Source organism: Pseudomonas sp. GD03944, from assembly GCF_029839275.1.
Classification (GTDB): Bacteria; Pseudomonadota; Gammaproteobacteria; order Pseudomonadales; family Pseudomonadaceae; genus Aquipseudomonas.
Window position 1 is genome coordinate 701,384 of sequence record NZ_JAOCAH010000001.1, and the last position, 16,771, is coordinate 718,154.

General features: G+C 59.7%; 18 protein-coding genes. 7 read left to right on the top strand and 11 right to left on the bottom strand.

Annotated elements, in window-relative coordinates:
* Window positions 1-57: 57 nt before the first annotated feature.
* Window positions 58-1,683, top strand: a complete 1,626-nt coding sequence (locus N5C28_RS03405) for a methyl-accepting chemotaxis protein (protein ID WP_279820110.1) — start codon at window positions 58-60, stop codon at window positions 1,681-1,683.
* A 91-nt stretch (window positions 1,684-1,774) separates the two neighbouring features.
* Here N5C28_RS03405 and N5C28_RS03410 read toward each other — a convergent pair whose 3' ends face one another.
* The 7 genes from N5C28_RS03410 to N5C28_RS03440 form a co-directional block, all read right to left on the bottom strand.
* On the bottom strand, window positions 1,775-2,095 hold the full coding sequence (locus N5C28_RS03410; protein ID WP_279820113.1) for a hypothetical protein: 321 nt from the start codon (window positions 2,093-2,095) through the stop codon (window positions 1,775-1,777).
* A gap of 321 nt (window positions 2,096-2,416) precedes the next feature.
* A complete protein-coding gene (locus N5C28_RS03415; protein ID WP_279820116.1) occupies window positions 2,417-2,884 on the bottom strand; it encodes a hypothetical protein in 468 nt (155 codons plus the stop codon).
* Between the two features lie 131 nt (window positions 2,885-3,015).
* Window positions 3,016-3,432 (bottom strand): hypothetical protein, encoded by a 417-nt coding sequence (locus N5C28_RS03420; RefSeq protein WP_279820118.1) that lies wholly within the window; start codon window positions 3,430-3,432, stop codon window positions 3,016-3,018.
* A gap of 369 nt (window positions 3,433-3,801) precedes the next feature.
* The gene (locus N5C28_RS03425) at window positions 3,802-4,134 is read right to left on the bottom strand and encodes a hypothetical protein (protein ID WP_279820121.1); all 333 of its coding nucleotides are present in this window, start codon (window positions 4,132-4,134) and stop codon (window positions 3,802-3,804) included.
* A 606-nt stretch (window positions 4,135-4,740) separates the two neighbouring features.
* Window positions 4,741-5,175: a hypothetical protein gene (locus tag N5C28_RS03430; protein WP_279820124.1), complete on the bottom strand. Its 435-nt coding sequence runs from the start codon at window positions 5,173-5,175 to the stop codon at window positions 4,741-4,743.
* 564 nt (window positions 5,176-5,739) lie between these two features.
* Window positions 5,740-5,997, bottom strand: a complete 258-nt coding sequence (gene rpsU / locus N5C28_RS03435) for a 30S ribosomal protein S21 (protein WP_279820127.1) — start codon at window positions 5,995-5,997, stop codon at window positions 5,740-5,742.
* Window positions 5,998-6,165: 168 nt separating this feature from the next.
* Complete coding sequence (locus N5C28_RS03440) at window positions 6,166-6,753, bottom strand: DUF805 domain-containing protein (protein WP_279820129.1); 588 nt, start codon at window positions 6,751-6,753, stop codon at window positions 6,166-6,168.
* 549 nt (window positions 6,754-7,302) lie between these two features.
* Here N5C28_RS03440 and N5C28_RS03445 point away from each other — a divergent pair.
* The gene (locus N5C28_RS03445; RefSeq protein WP_279820157.1) at window positions 7,303-7,626 is read left to right on the top strand and encodes a DUF3077 domain-containing protein; all 324 of its coding nucleotides are present in this window, start codon (window positions 7,303-7,305) and stop codon (window positions 7,624-7,626) included.
* Between the two features lie 54 nt (window positions 7,627-7,680).
* Here the strand turns inward: N5C28_RS03445 and N5C28_RS03450 are convergent, their stop codons facing one another.
* The 4 genes from N5C28_RS03450 to N5C28_RS03465 form a co-directional block, all read right to left on the bottom strand.
* The gene (locus N5C28_RS03450) at window positions 7,681-8,568 is read right to left on the bottom strand and encodes an alpha/beta hydrolase (RefSeq protein WP_279820159.1); all 888 of its coding nucleotides are present in this window, start codon (window positions 8,566-8,568) and stop codon (window positions 7,681-7,683) included.
* Between the two features lie 84 nt (window positions 8,569-8,652).
* Entirely contained in the window at window positions 8,653-9,885 is a 1,233-nt protein-coding gene (locus tag N5C28_RS03455; RefSeq protein ID WP_279820161.1) for an RNA polymerase sigma factor, read from the bottom strand.
* Window positions 9,886-9,955: 70 nt separating this feature from the next.
* Window positions 9,956-10,717 carry an ABC transporter permease gene (locus N5C28_RS03460; protein WP_279820164.1) on the bottom strand — a complete coding sequence of 254 codons (762 nt, stop codon included), beginning with the start codon at window positions 10,715-10,717 and terminating at the stop codon, window positions 9,956-9,958.
* Window positions 10,714-11,643 carry an ABC transporter ATP-binding protein gene (locus N5C28_RS03465; RefSeq protein ID WP_279820166.1) on the bottom strand — a complete coding sequence of 310 codons (930 nt, stop codon included), beginning with the start codon at window positions 11,641-11,643 and terminating at the stop codon, window positions 10,714-10,716. Before N5C28_RS03465 ends, N5C28_RS03460 begins: the two co-directional genes overlap by 4 nt.
* A gap of 324 nt (window positions 11,644-11,967) precedes the next feature.
* Between N5C28_RS03465 and N5C28_RS03470 the strand changes: the two genes are divergently transcribed.
* From N5C28_RS03470 to N5C28_RS03490, 5 genes are all read left to right on the top strand, one after another.
* The gene (locus N5C28_RS03470) at window positions 11,968-12,273 is read left to right on the top strand and encodes an I78 family peptidase inhibitor (protein WP_279820168.1); all 306 of its coding nucleotides are present in this window, start codon (window positions 11,968-11,970) and stop codon (window positions 12,271-12,273) included.
* Between the two features lie 78 nt (window positions 12,274-12,351).
* On the top strand, window positions 12,352-13,293 hold the full coding sequence (locus N5C28_RS03475) for a LysR substrate-binding domain-containing protein (protein ID WP_279820171.1): 942 nt from the start codon (window positions 12,352-12,354) through the stop codon (window positions 13,291-13,293).
* Window positions 13,294-13,470: 177 nt separating this feature from the next.
* Window positions 13,471-14,466: a TRAP transporter substrate-binding protein DctP gene (gene dctP / locus N5C28_RS03480; protein ID WP_279820175.1), complete on the top strand. Its 996-nt coding sequence runs from the start codon at window positions 13,471-13,473 to the stop codon at window positions 14,464-14,466.
* A gap of 169 nt (window positions 14,467-14,635) precedes the next feature.
* Window positions 14,636-15,208: a TRAP transporter small permease gene (locus tag N5C28_RS03485; protein ID WP_279820177.1), complete on the top strand. Its 573-nt coding sequence runs from the start codon at window positions 14,636-14,638 to the stop codon at window positions 15,206-15,208.
* Window positions 15,209-15,216: 8 nt separating this feature from the next.
* Window positions 15,217-16,524: a TRAP transporter large permease gene (locus tag N5C28_RS03490; RefSeq protein ID WP_279820180.1), complete on the top strand. Its 1,308-nt coding sequence runs from the start codon at window positions 15,217-15,219 to the stop codon at window positions 16,522-16,524.
* The last annotated feature ends 247 nt before the right edge of the window (window positions 16,525-16,771 follow it).

Sequence of the window (16,771 nt, forward strand, 5' to 3'; positions counted from 1 at the left end):
GCATATCCCGGCCAGTGCGACAGCCCGTTCGCAGGGGACCATCCTTGAGGAACCACCATGCTCATTCGCAACATGCGCGTCGCCCCGCGGGCGGCTATCTGTTTTGCACTCATTGCCCTGATCGTTGCCCTGCTCGGGCTGTTTGCCATCCGGCAGATCGAGGCCATGCATGGCACGGCAATCGAGCTGCGTGAAAACGGCATGGCGAGCTACGCGCGCCTGGGCGAGATCAACGAGAAAATGCTGCGCCTGCGCATCGTGTCGTTCCGCCTGCTGGTGGACCGCGAGCCCGAGGCCGTGCGCGTGACCGTGGCCCGCGCCGATGAGCTGGCCCGTGAGCTGGCGACTGCCAACGACCGCTACAAGGAACTGCTCAACTCCGACGACGAGCGCCGCCAGTACGACATCTACAACGGCCTGCTGCGCGACTACCTGATCGTCAACAAACAGGCCGCGACCCTGTCCTCGGAAAACCGCCTGGACGAGCTGCGCACCCTGCTCGGTGGCGACTACAAGCGCCAGTCCGATGCCCTGGGCGAGCAATTCAACAAGCTGCTCGGCATCAACCGCACGCTGGCCGATGCCTCGGCCGCCAATGCCGATACGGTCTACAACAGCTCGATTACCGGGGTGATCGTCTTCATCGCCGTGGCTGCGAGCCTGACCGTGCTGTTCGCCATCCTGCTGACCCGCAGCATCGTCGCTCCATTGCGCGAAACCGTCGCGGTGGCGCAGCGCATCGCCTCGGGCGACCTGACCCAGCAGATCCGCGTAGAAGGCAACGACGAGCCGGCCGAGCTGCTGCAGGCCGTCGCCCACATGCAGGACAACCTGAAGGAAACCATCCAGCGCATCGCCAGCTCCTCGGATCAGTTGGCCTCGGCCGCCGAAGAACTCAACGCGGTGACCGAAGACTCCAGCCGCGGCCTGCACCAGCAGAACAACGAAATCGAGCAGGCAGCCACCGCCGTCACCGAGATGTCCACCGCCGTGGACGAAGTGGCGCGCAACGCCGTGGCCACCTCCGAAGCCTCCCGCGAGTCGGACCGCATCGCCCACAGCGGGCAGCAAGAGGTCAACAAGGCGGTCGAGTCGATCAACGAACTGGCCCAGGACGTGAGCAACACCGCCGAGCAGGTCGAAGGCCTGGCCGAGAAGATCAACGGCATCACCGGCGTGCTCGACGTGATCCGCGCCATCGCCGAACAGACCAACCTGCTGGCCCTCAACGCCGCCATCGAAGCCGCCCGTGCCGGTGACGCCGGCCGTGGTTTCGCCGTGGTGGCGGACGAAGTGCGTGGCCTGGCCCACCGCACCCAGGAGTCCACCCGCGAGATCGAAACCATGATCAAGGGCGTGCAGCAGAACACCACCGACGCCGTGCGCGCCATGCAGAGCAGCAACGACCGCGCCCATTCAGCCAAGGAAATCGCCCAGGCCGCCGGCCGCGCCCTGGACCAGATCACCCAGGCGATCAGCCACATCGTGGAACGCAACCTGGTGATCGCCAGCGCCTCGGAAGAACAGGCCCAGGTGGCCCGCGAAGTCGACCGCAACCTGGTCAACATCCGCGACCTGGCCCTACAGACCAGCGCCGGCGCCAACCAGACCAACGCCGCCAGCCAGGACCTCTCCCGCCTGGCCATCGACCTCAACGGTCTGGTGGCACGCTTCAAGTTCTAAGCGAAGGCGTCAAACGAAAGGGCCGGCTACGATTTCGCAGCCGGCCCTTTTTGTTGGAATGCTCTTTAAAGAGGCTGAACGTTCCGAGTGATCACGCAGCACCGAACGCCGGCAGGTACATCGCGACTACACACAACGCCACGCTGACCAGCATGCCCACGAATCCGGCCAGGCAGGCAATCCATTCGCCCCACCGCGTTTTCGGCCATCTGAACGCCATGACAATGACCGCCAGCGGAAGCAGCCAGAGCAAAAAGCTGTAATACAGATAGGACGCCGTGAGGATGGGCAGCCCGGTGCTCAACGACTCATGGATCGTCCTATACGCCGGCACGAACCACATCGCAAAAACGGGCGCCACGCTGGCGAACAGCACGCCGAGCACGCCGGAGAAGATCCTTGTCAGTGACATCGTTTCGTCCTTGTTTGAGTCATGTCCGCCATCGTGGCGGTGTAATCGGGCAGCGGCACGAACACCTACAAGTGACACCTGAGAGCGGTTAATCAACGATTATCCGGAATACAGGCCGACCGATCTGCGCACTTGGCAGCACGCTGGTTATCTGATCGAGGGGAATGAGTCGCTCGGCTACTTCGAGAGATGTGTCTGTGGTAAACCACGGTGGACTGGCTTCGCGTTGTCCACCCTACGAAATCAGATCGCCCCGTAGGGTGGATGACGCTCTTTTCATCCACCACTGTGACCGCAGCTACCTAACGTCCTCCTTGCTCGCTACTTCTTGTCGTCAGACTCCGCGTCTATGACTTGATAAGTCGTTTTCACATCCGGCTTCTTGCCAGTGAGTTCCTCATAAAGGACACCGACAAACGCTGCTCCCGCGCCGAAGACAACCCAAAGAGGGACGCCGACAGCCGTACCGAGTGCGGCAATACCAGCACCTTGGCCACCAAAAAGCGCCAGCCCGACGACAGCCCCTCCAATCCCCAGCCGCCCCTTCAGACTTCGTTCATCCCATGCCAGGCGCTTCGTTTCACGAGCGATTATTTTGACCGTCGGAAGCACAACGTCGCTGCTGCCAGTGACCGCTATGGCTTGCTTCGCTTTTTGGGCCGCTGGGAGATCTGAGTCTTTGATTTCCAACAGGCGTTCAATCCAGAGACGAAGCGCTTCCTTTTCAGAAGCATTCGCCGTTGAAGCAATACGTTCGGCTAATTTTTTCTCAGGGCTGAGCTCAGTCATAACGTTTCCTTTTTACGTAACTATGTGAGCTGGATTTTTCTCAGGAAAACCTAAGTGCACTCAGGGCCACACTCAATTTGAGTGAAAACCAACCTTACGATTTCTTGCTTACCCTCACGGCCGCAGACTGCTCACGCAAAAAACTCAACCACCTGCCTGTCTTCCGCCACGATGTGGTCGGTGATGTGAAAGACCTCCTTGATCCAGGGATGCCGCAGCGCATCCTCGCGATCCAGCACGTTGCCGAGGAAGGTGACATGCCCCCAGGGCGAGTCGGCCCTGTCGGTAACGGTTACCGCCCAGCTACCGTTGTCATCCCAGATATTCACGGCAAAGGCTGTTCGGTCTTCAGGCTCGCCGCCCTCACCCCACTCCCCCAGGCCAACCAGCGCGTAGGCGACCCTGTCTTCGTGGCCTTCGGTAAAGGCCACGTAGTACACAGCATATGCATCACCATCCCGGTACACGAACCGGGTCAGTCGGGTCGATGTGTTCCCGCAGCACTTGCACCGCTCTTGGTGGGGTTCTTCGAACTCGATTTTGATCATCACTCGTTACTTACGATAGTGAATAAAGAATGCTGCACTAGCAGACTACTGTAGAGTGCCTGGAGCACTTTATCCACCCTCGAGATCATCAGTACGAATCTGCCGCTCGTCCTGCACATCGCAATAAAAGCTAATTGACCTTATAAGTCACACCATCAATATAAAACCCAAAATACGTCATCTTACCTGAAAGGTAAAACTCTCCTTTAGCAGGAAATTTATCATAGAGTTTTTCTGAGACACAAATGCGAGAAGGAACTACCTCCTCCAACACATAGCCTACCAACTTATAGTCACAACTTCTCCTGCTGGATGAATATTTCTTCTCCAGTGTTACTTCCACAACCTGCCGGCTGCCGATAACACTTGTCACAACACCGCCCACTCCATACACAACACCACTAAAAAAAAAAGAAAAGCTACCATCAAAGCCATAAATAGAACCTGGACAACCCGACCAATACGAGAATTAAATCTTTTAACTACTGCTCCCGGTATTGTCACATGAAAAAAAACTGAAACATAAACGACCGAAAATAGTACTGACACACACCCACCAATGACTCGCCAAGCAGCGTTCATCACGAAATCCAAGTGCCACGCATAGAAACAAAGCGCTAAAAGAACATAGAAAAAACCAACTACCACTACGACCAGGGTTGATGGCCGCTCCACACCAAAAACTTGCTTCACCAAAGACATGCGTCACCCCACAAAAATACGCTTTGACATCGTAGCTGCAACATAGCCGATAGAATTCTCTATGAAAGCCCTACAAAAAATACACTTACATTAACAACCAGCTCAACAACACAACTATCAATAAAACCGCCTAAACTAATTACTGGAAGCCTTAGGTGACTTTCTGTACACAAAACCAAAAGCCGACGCCAAAGAAAACATCAATGCAAATTTCAACGTGGCAATGAGGGTAAAACCAAGTTGCGAGAGCTTTTCCTGCAGCCCATAGGTTTGGCCAGATATCAGCGCCATTCCGACGAGGCAGAAGATCAAACCATAAAGCGTGCCGGCAACTGCGCCATTTGTCAGCGGGGTGGACCTAGACTTGCACCCTGCAACAAAGCCACCTATCAACCATGGAAGACTATAGATGGCCTCCTGCAGAAACCAGCAAGGTGGTTTCCTAAAGAAGTGCCGACAAGCTTTATCACTAAATAGGTAACTACTGCTGCGCCTAGACCAAGCAGCATTGGATGGCGTTCCATCTGATCAAGGCTCCAAAACTTTATTTTTATTCCTGAGAACCAAATAACTTACGCATATACATTAAATCGATTGTAAAAATACTTAACGGATACTGCTTCGAATTTCATCCAAACGATCTTTAACGTATTTCGCCAAACCTACCTCAAGTAAAACATCAGCCGACCCGCCATATCTCCTCTGTTCCAAAACAATGCTTTCATTTTCAACGTCCTTCCCAATCCTTGACTGACCGCGCAGAAAAATTGGGTCACCCAAGCTCCAAGGTTCCTGAACAGAAACATGAGTATTTATAAAGAAAACCTGTTCGGACTCATACCATATTTTTTCAACCAAAAGCCCCCATTCCAAAGCAATTGGCTGATGCCCCACCTCCTTTAAATACTCTCTACAGCAAAGCGATTTCACGACCAGACCCTCTGACTCCAGCGAAGCTTTGCAGTCATCCAGGGCAGCATCAAGCAACTTTTCGTATTTTCTAAACACTGCGATTGTTTGCGATCCACGCGTCATATTCAATACTACTCGCAGCAGCAATCAGGAGAGATACAATACATTAACGCCCAGTAGCGCAAGGTGGATGACGCTTTTTCATTCACTGCCTTTACCAAGGATATCCAGGCTACTTGCTATACACATACCGGCCCAGTAGCACAACCCAGAAATATAATAAAAGGCAAATATAGCATACAGAGCAGTACCACCCCAGCAACGATCCAAACCAGCAAAGCAACCAGCCCAACCCCATCTTGATTAACAAAACAATTGCCAAAGCGAAATACAGAACTAAAGAAGCACATAACCCAACGCTAATCGAGTGCTGCTGGATGACAAGATGGAGGACCAGCTCCAAAGAAACAAACACCAAAAGAGCAAACACAACTGAACATAGCGCATAAACCGGTGCCCGCCCGTAGACCAACCCTTTAGCCGTTATAAATAAATAAACTAATGCGCCCGAGAGGGCCAGCACCGTCATAGCCATAAAAATCAGGACATTTGCTGTTAATGCATAATACACATGCACCTCTCAAATAGTGGCGAAATGGCCAACGTCAGCCGTTTTAGAACTTAGATAACCCCCTAGCGCCCAGCGGCAGAACCACCGTTTCGTGAAAACTGCTCTTTCAAACCTATCTTCAGCCACAGGGTGCCGCCTGATTGGATGGCGAGTGCCTTCATTTTCTTGCTCTTGCGCTTGAGGGCGGACGGTTTTTCGTAGTAGCCATATCGACGTTTGTGCCAGCGTCGATCCGTTTCGCTTTTGACTTTTCTGTTTAGCTTCCGAAGCGCCAAATCGATTGAGTCGCCACTTTCAACTTCTATTTTCACTGCCATCATTCGCGTTTTATGGACTGACGCCTGTCCTTTTTATAAAAACTCAAGCCAGCAACGCCGACCGGCCACCAACAACGTTAAAATCTAAAAATCTCAAGAAACCAACTTTTCGATCAATCGAAAAACTTCACTGCAATCAGTAAACAGAGCGCCCCGCGCCATATGATTAACTTACTGCACACCGCCCCAATAGCTGAAGAACCAATTAAAAAATTCAGCCATACCGTACTTGGGAAAATACGCAAACAACGCAGTTATGCCCAAGCAGACAATCACAATTAAAAGACAGGTAAAAATCTTCTCCCTATTAGACATTAACGCATTAGGTGAGCCATACTTATTTTTTACTTTTCTACCTGGCAAAAGGACCAACGGCAGCATGATCAAAAGCCCTATAAATGGAAGCATAGCGATGATCCCCCACGCAGGGCTCCAGCTCAGATCACGAGCACGGCGCATCAATAGAGTTGTAGAAAGCAAACAGGAAAAAACCAGCACAGTGACGGCAGCTAAAAATAGAACCATTGGTTGAGGCTGCAGGCCGAATATGAAAAATGCCAACAAGCAGGTAGGTACACCCACGACAAAAGCCATATGAAACAACCAATAGTTTGACAGGGAAATTCGCCCTGAAAGATCAAAAACCCTTGGCTTTGAAAATGTCACCACATCGTCGTCAACCAACTGAGCTTCGCTCAACTGGTAAGGATTTTCTACTTCCTCGCTTACGCCGCTAAGTGTTGGTTCTATCCTTGGCATTAGTTCTTCCTTGTAATTTTATGGAAACACGTTTTTCGTTACCCCAGCATTAGGCCGGCGTGAAACGAGGCATGTAATAGCTAGACGCTACTATCCAGCCATATAGCTGTCTAGCAGGCCTGTCGAAAAATCACTGCATGATCAGCAAAAATGGCTGCAAAGCCCTGAGAAAACGTTAGCGAAGCTGACTCTGCACATTCGCAAGGCAGCTAAAGGACGGCAATATCCTTTCGTTTTGGTATGAATCAGCCTATACCCCCGCCTCTCCCCCACCTTGCCTCCCAACCCCACCCGCGCCTATAGTTCGCCCGTCGCTGCCAATTCAGCGGCCGGGTTTGGCGACCCGAGTATCTCTAGGCGCACAGGCGCCCACCATCCGATCAGCAGGCGCTTTTTTTGTGCCTGCACGTTCGTGTTATGGCGGCTGTGCGTGGGACTCCTTCGGGGGTGCCGGGTAGCCTAGAGTCCCGGTTCGCCAACCTGCGCACAGCTGCCACCCCATTTCGTTTGGCGACGAAGGCTGGCAGCTCCAACTCTAGGAGCTCCACCATGACGGACCATCCCACCCCGCTTCACACTCTTCCCTGCACGCCACGCATGGCCACGACCACCCACACCACCTTTCACCCGTGCAATGCCGCGCGGCAGCCGTTGTTCGCCGTGCAAGCGGGCGTGCCGGTGGCGGATGCGTTGGGCAGTGTGTATTGCCTGCTGGATGTGGCGGAAAGCCTGGCAATACGACTGAACGAGCCGGGCGCGCCCGACAGCGAGCAGGTCGGCCAGGCTTGTGCGTACCTGGTGGAGATGGCCAAGGCCACGGTGCGCACGTGTATCGAGGGGTTGGAGCAGGAGGCGCGGCAGCCCTTGGTTTGAGCGCTGCCGCTTTGATGGCCGGGCGTATTCACGCGCCCGGCCAGCTTGGATCGGTTACCGACCGGCCCGCTGCTGATACGCCTCGGGCGAGATGCCCTGCTGATCGAGAAACCTCACGGCCCGGAGCTGGGTTTCAGTGTAGAGCGGCTTGCTCTTGAAGAAGCCGTGCCCGACCCCGGCATATTCCTGCAGCTGACACACCGCGTCGCTGGCCTCGGCGCGTTGGCAGAAGTCGCGCACGGTCTGGATGGGTACGGTGAGGTCTTTGTCGCCGTGGAACACGATGGTCGGCGGCATGCCTTGGGTGGGCATTTCGCTGGGTGAGATTTCACTGGCTCGCGCCTTGAGGTGTCTCGGCGCCGGGGCCACGAGGTCGACCACCGGGTTGAAGAGGATCAGCGCGGCGGGCTTCTCCGCCTCGGGTGCACGCAGACCGGTGGCCAGGGCCAGGTGGCCGCCGGCCGAGTCGCCTGCCAGCACCAGGCGTTTGGGGTCGATGTTGTAGGCCTCGGTGTGGGCGCGCAGCCAGGCGTAGGCGGCTTCGGCGTCGTCCAGCGAATCCAGCGGGCTGGAGCCGTCGCGGCATTGCACGCGATAGTCGGCCAGCACGGTGACGTAGCCCAGTTCGGTAAAGGCCTTGGCCGGCTGCACGAAGGCGTTGATGGTGCCGGTGCGCCAGCCGCCACCGAAGAAGAACAGGATGGCCGGGCGCGGCTTGGCGTTGTCGGCGGGGGCGAACACGTGCAGGCGAAGGTCGCGTTTGCCGGTGTTGCTGTAGGTGGTGCTTTGTGCGCCGGGCAAGGTATCCGGCTGGGGCCCGGCCTTCTCGCAACCACCGGGAAATGCCGCGGCGTGGCTGAGGTTCGCCACCGGCAGCGCGTAGCTGCCTACGACAGCGGCCTGCAGCAACAGGGCACAGGCCCATCCAATCGTACGTTTCATTGTTGTTCTCCCTCACTGAACCGACATGGAACGGCTCGGCGAGCGTGCTGGCTGCCCTGGGCAGCACGGGAGAATCGCCCCTTGTTACGGCCCCTCCCCCAGCTCGCGCAATCGCCGCTGCAAGAACTGTCGATCCGCATTCTGCTGGGTAAGTTCAAGCGCGCGTTGGTAGGCGGCGCGCGCCTCGGCCACGTTGCCGAGGCGGCGGTGGAAGTCGGCCTGGGCGGCGTAGGCCAGGTGGTAGTCAGTCAGTTCACCCCGCTCGAACAGCGCCTCGACCCGCGCCAGACCGGCCTGCGGCCCCTCGTACATGGCAATGGCCACCGCCTGGTTGAGTTCGATGACCGGCGACGGCGTGCGTTGCAGCAGGGCGTCGTAGAGGCCGACGATCTGCGCCCAGTCGGTTTGCGCCACCGACGGGGCTTCGGCATGCACGGCAGCGATGGCCGCTTGCAGGGTATAGGCACCGAAGCGCCCGCTGTTGAGCGATTGCAACACCAGCGCCTCGCCTTCGGCGATCAGCTCGGCGTTCCACAGGCTGCGGTCCTGCTCGTCCAGCAGAATCACTTCGCCGCTCTCGGAGGTGCGCGCGGCGCGGCGGGATTCGTGCAGCAGCATCAGCGCCAGCAGGCCCATGACCTCCGGCTCGGGCAGCAGCTCATGGAGCAGCCGGCACAGGCGGATGGCTTCGCTGGAGAGGTGGCTGCGGGTCAGCGAGTCGCCGGAGCTGGCGAAGTAGCCTTCGTTGAACACCAGGTAGATGACCCGCAGCACGGCCTCCAGACGCCCCGGCAGTTCGCTGCGGGCCGGTACTTCATAGGGGATGCCAGCGTCACGGATCTTGTTCTTGGCACGCACGATGCGCTGTGCCACGGTGCTGGGCGTGCTGAGGAAGGCCCGGGCGATTTCTTCGGTGGTGAGGTCGCAGATTTCCCGCAGGGTCAAGGCCACCTGGGCGTCGCTGGCCAGGGCCGGGTGGCAGCAGGTGAAGATCAGGCGCAAACGGTCGTCTTCGACGCTCTCGGCCAGCTCCACCGTGTCGTCGGCGGGCAGCTCGTCGTGGTCGTCCAGCGGGGTGAAGCGCGCCTGGCGGCGGATCTGGTCGATGGCCTTGAAGCGCCCCGCCGACACCAGCCAGGCGCGGGGGTTGGCCGGCACGCCGTCGCGGGACCACTGTTCCAAGGCCGCACGAAAGGCATCATGCAGCGCCTCTTCAGCGAGGTCGAAATCCCCCAGCAGGCGGATCAGGGTCGCCAGCACCCGCCGCGATTCCTCGCGGTAGAGGGTGGCCAACAACTGCTGCATGTCGGTATTCATGGCCTGCTCCACACACGCACAGTGGAAACGGCCCGCCCGTGGCGCTCGGCCTACGGGCGGGCATGCCGCCTCAGTTCTTGAGGCGGTAACCGGTCTTGAAGATCCAGCCCACGGCGAGGATGCACAGCGCCAGGAAGCCGAGGATCATGCCCAGGCTGACCACCACGTTGACGTCCGACACGCCGTAGAAGCTCCAGCGGAACGCACTGATCAGGTACACCACCGGGTTGAACAGGGTCACGGTCTGCCAGGCCGGCGGCAGCATGCTGATCGAGTAGAAGGCGCCGCCGAGGAAAGTCAGCGGAGTGACGATCAGCGCCGGAACGATCTGCAGTTTCTCCCAGCCGTCGGCCCACACGCCGATGATGAAGCCGAACAGGCTGAAGGTCAGCGCGGTGAGGATCAGGAACGCCGCCATCCAGATCGGGTGCTGGATCTCGAAGTCGACGAACAGACGCGCCGTGATCAGGATGATCAGGCCGAGGATGATCGACTTGGTGGCCGCCGCCCCGACGTAGCCGATGAGGATTTCCAGGTAGGACACCGGCGCCGACAGCAGCTCGTAGATGCTCCCGGAGTACTTGGGCATGTAGATGCCGAACGAGGCATTGGAGATGCTCTCGGTGAGCAGCGCCAGCATGATCAGCCCCGGCACGATGAAGGCGCCGTAGCTGACACCGTGCACCTGGGTCATGCTCGAGCCGATGGCCGAGCCGAACACCACGAAGTACAGCGAGGTGGAGATCACCGGGGTGGCGATGCTCTGCAGCAGGGTGCGCCAAGTGCGGGCCAGCTCGAACAGGTAGATGGCGCGGATCGCGTAGAAATTCATGCCCGTGCCCCTTTGACCAGTTCCACGAAAATCTCCTCCAGCGAACTCTGGCTGGACTGCAGGTCCTTGAAGTCGATGCCGTGCTGCGCCAGGTTCTTCAGCAGGTCGGCGATGCCGGTGTGCTCGCGCTGGGTGTCGAAGGTGAACACCAGGGCGTGCCCCGAATCGGTGAGTTCCAGCGGGTAGCTGGCAAGCTCCGCGGGAATGCACGACAGCGGGTGCTGCAGGTGCAGGGTCAGCTGCTTCTTGCCGAGTTTGTGCATCAGCACCTGCTTGTCTTCGACCAGGATGATGCGGCCCTTGCTGATGACCCCGATGCGGTCGGCCATTTCCTCGGCTTCTTCGATGTAGTGCGTGGTGAGGATGATGGTCACCCCGCGCTCGCGCAGGCGCCGCACCATGTTCCACATGTCGCGGCGCAGCTCCACGTCCACCCCGGCGGTGGGTTCGTCGAGGAATAGGATCTGCGGCTCGTGGGAGAGCGCCTTGGCAATCATCACCCGGCGCTTCATGCCGCCGGACAGTTCCATGATCTTGGCGTTGCGCTTGTCCCACAGCGACAGGTCCTTGAGCAGCTGTTCCAGGTAGGCGGGGTCAGGTTTCTTGCCGAACAGGCCGCGGCTGAAGGTCACGGTGGCCCAGACGGTTTCGAACACGTCGCTGACCAGTTCCTGCGGCACCAGGCCGATCTGCGAACGGGCCGCGCGGTACTCGCGGACGATGTCCTTGCCGCCGACCAGCACACGGCCGCCGCCCGGGTTGACGATGCCGCAGATGATGCTGATGAGGGTGGTCTTGCCCGCGCCGTTGGGCCCGAGCAGGGCGAAGATTTCGCCCTTGTGGATATCCAGGTCGATGGTTTGCAGGGCCGGGTGGCCGCTGGCGTAGGTCTTGCTCAACTGTTGGATCGAGATCACCGAGTGCACGGGACCTCCTTAGGCAGGAAAAAAGACGATTGTAAATCCATGTGACAGCGCACGCACAATACCGGTGCGCCTTCACAGTGCAGACAGGCGCCTGGCCAGTTGGTGCGGCTGAAAATGCCTCGCCTCCCGGGGCGCGTCTCGACCTGACGCTGCGGGCTTTACCCAAAACGTGACGGCGGGGCAGCATGCGCCAGCGGTCTGCGGTATTGTGCTGCTGACTTCGTGCCTGATCACCTGCACGGCCCCGCTCAAGCGGCCGCGGGCGATGCACGGCAGGATTGCCAAGGCGCCGTTTCTCGGGCGCACCGTTATGAGGAGTTCACCATGCGTTTCACACACCTTTCCGCCTTTGCCCTGGTCGCCGTCCTGGCGGGTTGCAGCTCGGTCGACACCCCGGAGCAGGCCGACAAGCCAGCCAACCCGGACGGCCGCTGCAATGCCGAAGCGGTGCAGGACCTGCTGGGCCAGACCGTGACCCGCGAGCTGGTCGACCAGGCGCAGTCCCAGGCCGGCGCGCAGACCACCCGCGTGCTCTCCCCCGGCGACGCGGTGACCATGGACTACAACTCGCAACGCCTGAACATCGATATCGACGAGGCCGAATCGATCGTTCGCATCACCTGCGGCTGAGTACAACTAATGGCTTAATCTGTGTGCCGCGCCAATGCGGCACACTGGGCCTTCGTATTCGCTTCAAGGCCAGGGACGATGCTGATCGACGAAGAACTCACCCTGAAAAAGCTGGAAATCTTTCTGGCATTCATGCGCAGCGGCAACCTGGCGCGGGCCGCCAGCGAGCTGAACACCAGCAACGTCAGCGTGCACCGCGCCATCCACTCCCTCGAAAGTGCCCTGCGCTGCCCGCTGTTCAAGCACGAAGGGCGCAACCTGATCCCGCTGGAAAGCGCCTACGTGCTGGAAGAACGGGCCCAGAAGCTGGTGCAGGAAGTGGTCGACACGGTGCGCCAGACCCGCGAGGCGGCGGGGTTCTCTGCCGAGCGCTTCAAGCTCGGCGCGCTGTACTCGCTGACGGTGAAGACGGTGCCGCAGCTGATCATGGGCCTGAAGCTGCGCCGCAGCGCGCTGAACATCGACCTGATCCTCGGCTCCAACGTCGACCTGCTGTACAAGCTCAAGAACATGGAGCTGGACGCCATCCTAGTGGCGCTGCACGACACCGGTAACGACCCGGACTGCGAACAGCTGCCGCTGTTCACCGACGACATCTTCCTCGCCGTGCCGGTGGATTCGCCCTTCGCCGAACAGCGCGAAGTGGACCTGGCGGACCTCTGCGATTCGACCTTCATCACCCTGACCCAGGGCTTCGCCACCCACCAGGACGGCGCCCGGGTGTTCCAGCAGGCCGGCTTCGAGCCCAAGGTGGCGATGCAGGTTAACGACATCTTCACCCTGCTCAGCATGGTCAGTTCCGGGGTGGGCTATGCCCTGCTGCCGGGACGGATCGCCGCGGTGTACGAAAACCGCGTGCGGCTGATTCCCCTCCAGGCGCGTTACCGCCTGCAACAACAGATCGGCGTGGTGTTTCTGAAGGCCAAGGAACGCGACCCGAACCTCCTCGCCCTGGTCGCCGAATGCCGCATGTACCAAAGCCGCCGCCCCTCTGCCGTCGACGCTCCCGCTGACCATTAACCTGGCCGTAATGGTCACGGGGGGTGCTTAATTGATCCGTTCTCCCCCGCCGGCTAGTTTGACACCCAGTTCGGGCCACGCCCGCACGACGCACAACAAGAAAGACCCGGTGACCTGAAATAAAAACAACTATGAGCCGCCACGCGTGGTTCTGATGCGTCAACTAGGAGAAACCTCATGAACGCCCTCCTCCGCACTTCCGCAGCCGCCATGCTGCTGGCCGCCAGCGCTGCTGCCGTGGCCCAACCCGTCACACTGCGCGCGTCCCACCAGTTCCCTGGCAACCAGGGTGACCCACGCGACGAAATGGTCCAGATCATTGCCCGCGAAGTGGCCGCCGCCAATGTCGACCTGAAGATCCAGATCTTCCCGGCGTCCTCGCTGTACAAGGCCAACGAGCAATGGGGCGCGATGACCCGCGGCCAACTCGACATGACCGCCCTGCCGCTGGACTACGCCTCGGGCCGCGTGCCGCAGTTCTCCGCCACCCTGATGCCGGGCCTGGTGCACAACTACGAACACGCCGAGCGCCTGAACAAGTCGGACTTCATGAAGGAGATTCATGCCCTGGCCGAGAAAAACGGGGCGATCATCCTCGCTGACGCCTGGCTCGCCGGCGGTTTCGCCTCCAAGCAGCAGTGCATCACCTCACCGGACACCATCAAGGGCCAGGTGATTCGTGCCGCCGGCCCGGCGTTCGAGAACATGCTGTCTGCCGCCGGGGCCTCGATCTCCTCGATGCCCTCCTCGGAAATCTACACTGGCATGCAGACCGGCGTGCTCGATGCCGCCAACACCTCCAACGACAGCTTCGTGTCGTACCGCCTGTACGAGCAGGTGAAGTGCCTCACCGCACCGGGCGAAAACGCGCTGTGGTTCATGTACGAGCCGGTGCTGATTTCCAAGAAGACCTTCGAACGCCTGAACCAGGCGCAAAAGGACGCACTGCTGGCGGCTGCGAAAAAAGCCGAGGCGTACTTCACCGAGGAAGGTCCGAAGGGCGAACAGCGCATGGTCGAGACCTTCACCAAGGCCGGCGTGGAGGTGGTGAAACTGAGCAAGGAACAGCACGACGCCTGGATGCAGGTGGCGCGCGAATCGTCGTACAAATACTTCGCCGAGAAAGTGAAGGGCGGCCAGGAACTGCTGGACAAGGCCCTGGCCGTGCAGTGATCGCCTGAGCGGGCCGCGCTGCGCGGCGGCCCTGTGAACGTGCCCCTCCCCGGCACCGTGCCGGGGAGCCGAAGTGTCAGCCCCTGTTCGACGTCCCCGCGAGCCGGAACCTGCACCTGATGCAGGAGCGACATGCGATCGACGTTGGATGGGTTCTCAAGGAGTTCCCATGTCCAGACGCCTGATTCTCGCCGTCGAGACCCTGTCGCGTGCATGCGGCGCCATATCCGCGCTGCTGCTGATCGTGGCCATGGTGATCATGTGCCAGATGATCCTCATGCGTTACCTGTTCAAGTCCCCGACGATCTGGCAGACCGAGGTGGTGGTGTTCTCCGCCACTGCTGCCATTTTCATCGGCGCACCGTATGTACTGATGAAAAAAGGCCATGTCGGCGTGGACGTGGTGGAGCTGCTGCTGTCCTCTGGCAAGCGCCGCTGGCTGCGGTTGCTCAGCTCGCTGCTGGGCCTGCTGTTCTGCGCCCTGATGAGCATCGCCAGCGCCATCTACGTGTTCGAAGCCTGGGAAGGCGGCTGGACCACCCCGACCATCACCGCCATCCCGCTGTGGATTCCCGCCACGCCGATGCTCGTGGGTTTCGCCCTGCTGTGCCTGCAGTACGTGGTGGAGATCATGAAGCTCTGGCACCCCGAGGAGGAGCCGGCGCCAACGCTGGAGCACCCCGCGCCGGCCCAACGTGACGACGCCGTTCTGCATCCTCAGCCGCTGGGAGACGTGAAATGACCCCAACCATGGCAGGTATCCTCCTGATCTGCGCCCTGTTCGTGTTTCTCGGCACGGGCATGCCGATCGCCTTCGCCCTGGGCCTGGCGGCCATGGGCGGGCTGTTCATGGCGATGGGCCCCGACGTGATCGGGGTGGTCGCCGAAACCATGTTCGCCGGCATCGGCAACCTGGCATTCGTCTCGATTCCGATGTTCGTGCTGATGGGCGCCATCGTCGCCGGCACACCCGCCGGCGCGGACCTGTACCGCGCCCTGGACCGCTGGATGTACAAGGTGCCGGGCGGCCTGGTGCTGTCGAACATTGGCGCCTGCGCGGTGTTCTCCGGCATGACCGGGTCGAGCCCGGCCACCTGCGCGGCCATCGGCAAGATGGGCATCCCGGAGATGGTCAAGCGCGGCTACCCGGATTCGGTAGCCACCGGTTCGATCGCCGCCGGCGGCACCCTGGGCATCCTGCTGCCGCCGTCGGTGACCATGATCGTCTACGGCATCGCCACGGAAACCTCCATCGGCCGCCTGTTCCTGGCCGGGGTGGTGCCGGGGTTGATGCTGACCGCCATGTTCATGTGCTGGTCGCTGATCGACGCCCGCCGCAAGGGGTACCGCTTCGACGCCAGCGCGGTGGTCTATACCCTGCGTGACAAGCTGGCGATCCTGCCTCGCGTGCTGCCGCTGCTGCTGATCATCGTCGCGATCCTGTATGTGCTCTACGGTGGGGTGGCAACGCCGTCCGAAGCCGCCGGCGCCGGGGCCATGTTGACGCTGCTGGTGGTGGTCGTGGTCTATCGCCTGTTCAAGATGCGCACCTTCAACGAGATCTTCGGCTCCGGCATGCGTGAAAGCGTCATGATCATGATGATCATGGCCTCGGCCGAACTGTTCGCCTTCTCGCTGTCGTCGCTCTATATCACCCAGACGCTGGCCGAAACCATCGCCGCGCTGGAGGTGAACCGCTGGGTGCTGATGGGCGTGATCAACCTGTTCCTGCTGGTGGCCGGGCTGTTCCTGCCGCCAGTGGCGGTGATCGTGATGTCGGCGCCACTGCTGTATCCCATCGTCATCCAGGCGGGCTTCGACCCTTACTGGTTCGCGGTGATCCTGACCATCAACATGGAAATCGGCCTGATCACCCCGCCGGTGGGGCTGAACCTGTTCGTCATCAAAGGGATCGCGCCACAGATCGCGACCCGCGACATCCTCTGGGGCGCCCTGCCCTATGTGCTGGTGATGGTGCTGGCGATCCTGATCATGTGTGTATTCCCCCAGATCGCCACCTTCCTGCCGGACTACGTGATGGGCCCCGCCATCACGTAAATCGAGCTGCCGATTCGGGGCGGGCTTTCGCAAGAAACCCGCCCTTTTTTTATGGCTGGGGAATGGGGTGGAGCGTAGAAGCACGGTGGATGAAAAAAGCGTCATCCACCCTACGGACTGCGGTAGGACGAATGATGCTGCTCTACCGTGGGAGGGGCTTTAGCCGCGAGCTTTTGCTTCACCCGGTAGATCAGCGGCGAGGCAGATACCGCCGAGCTCGCGGCTGAAGCCGCTCCTACAGATGTAC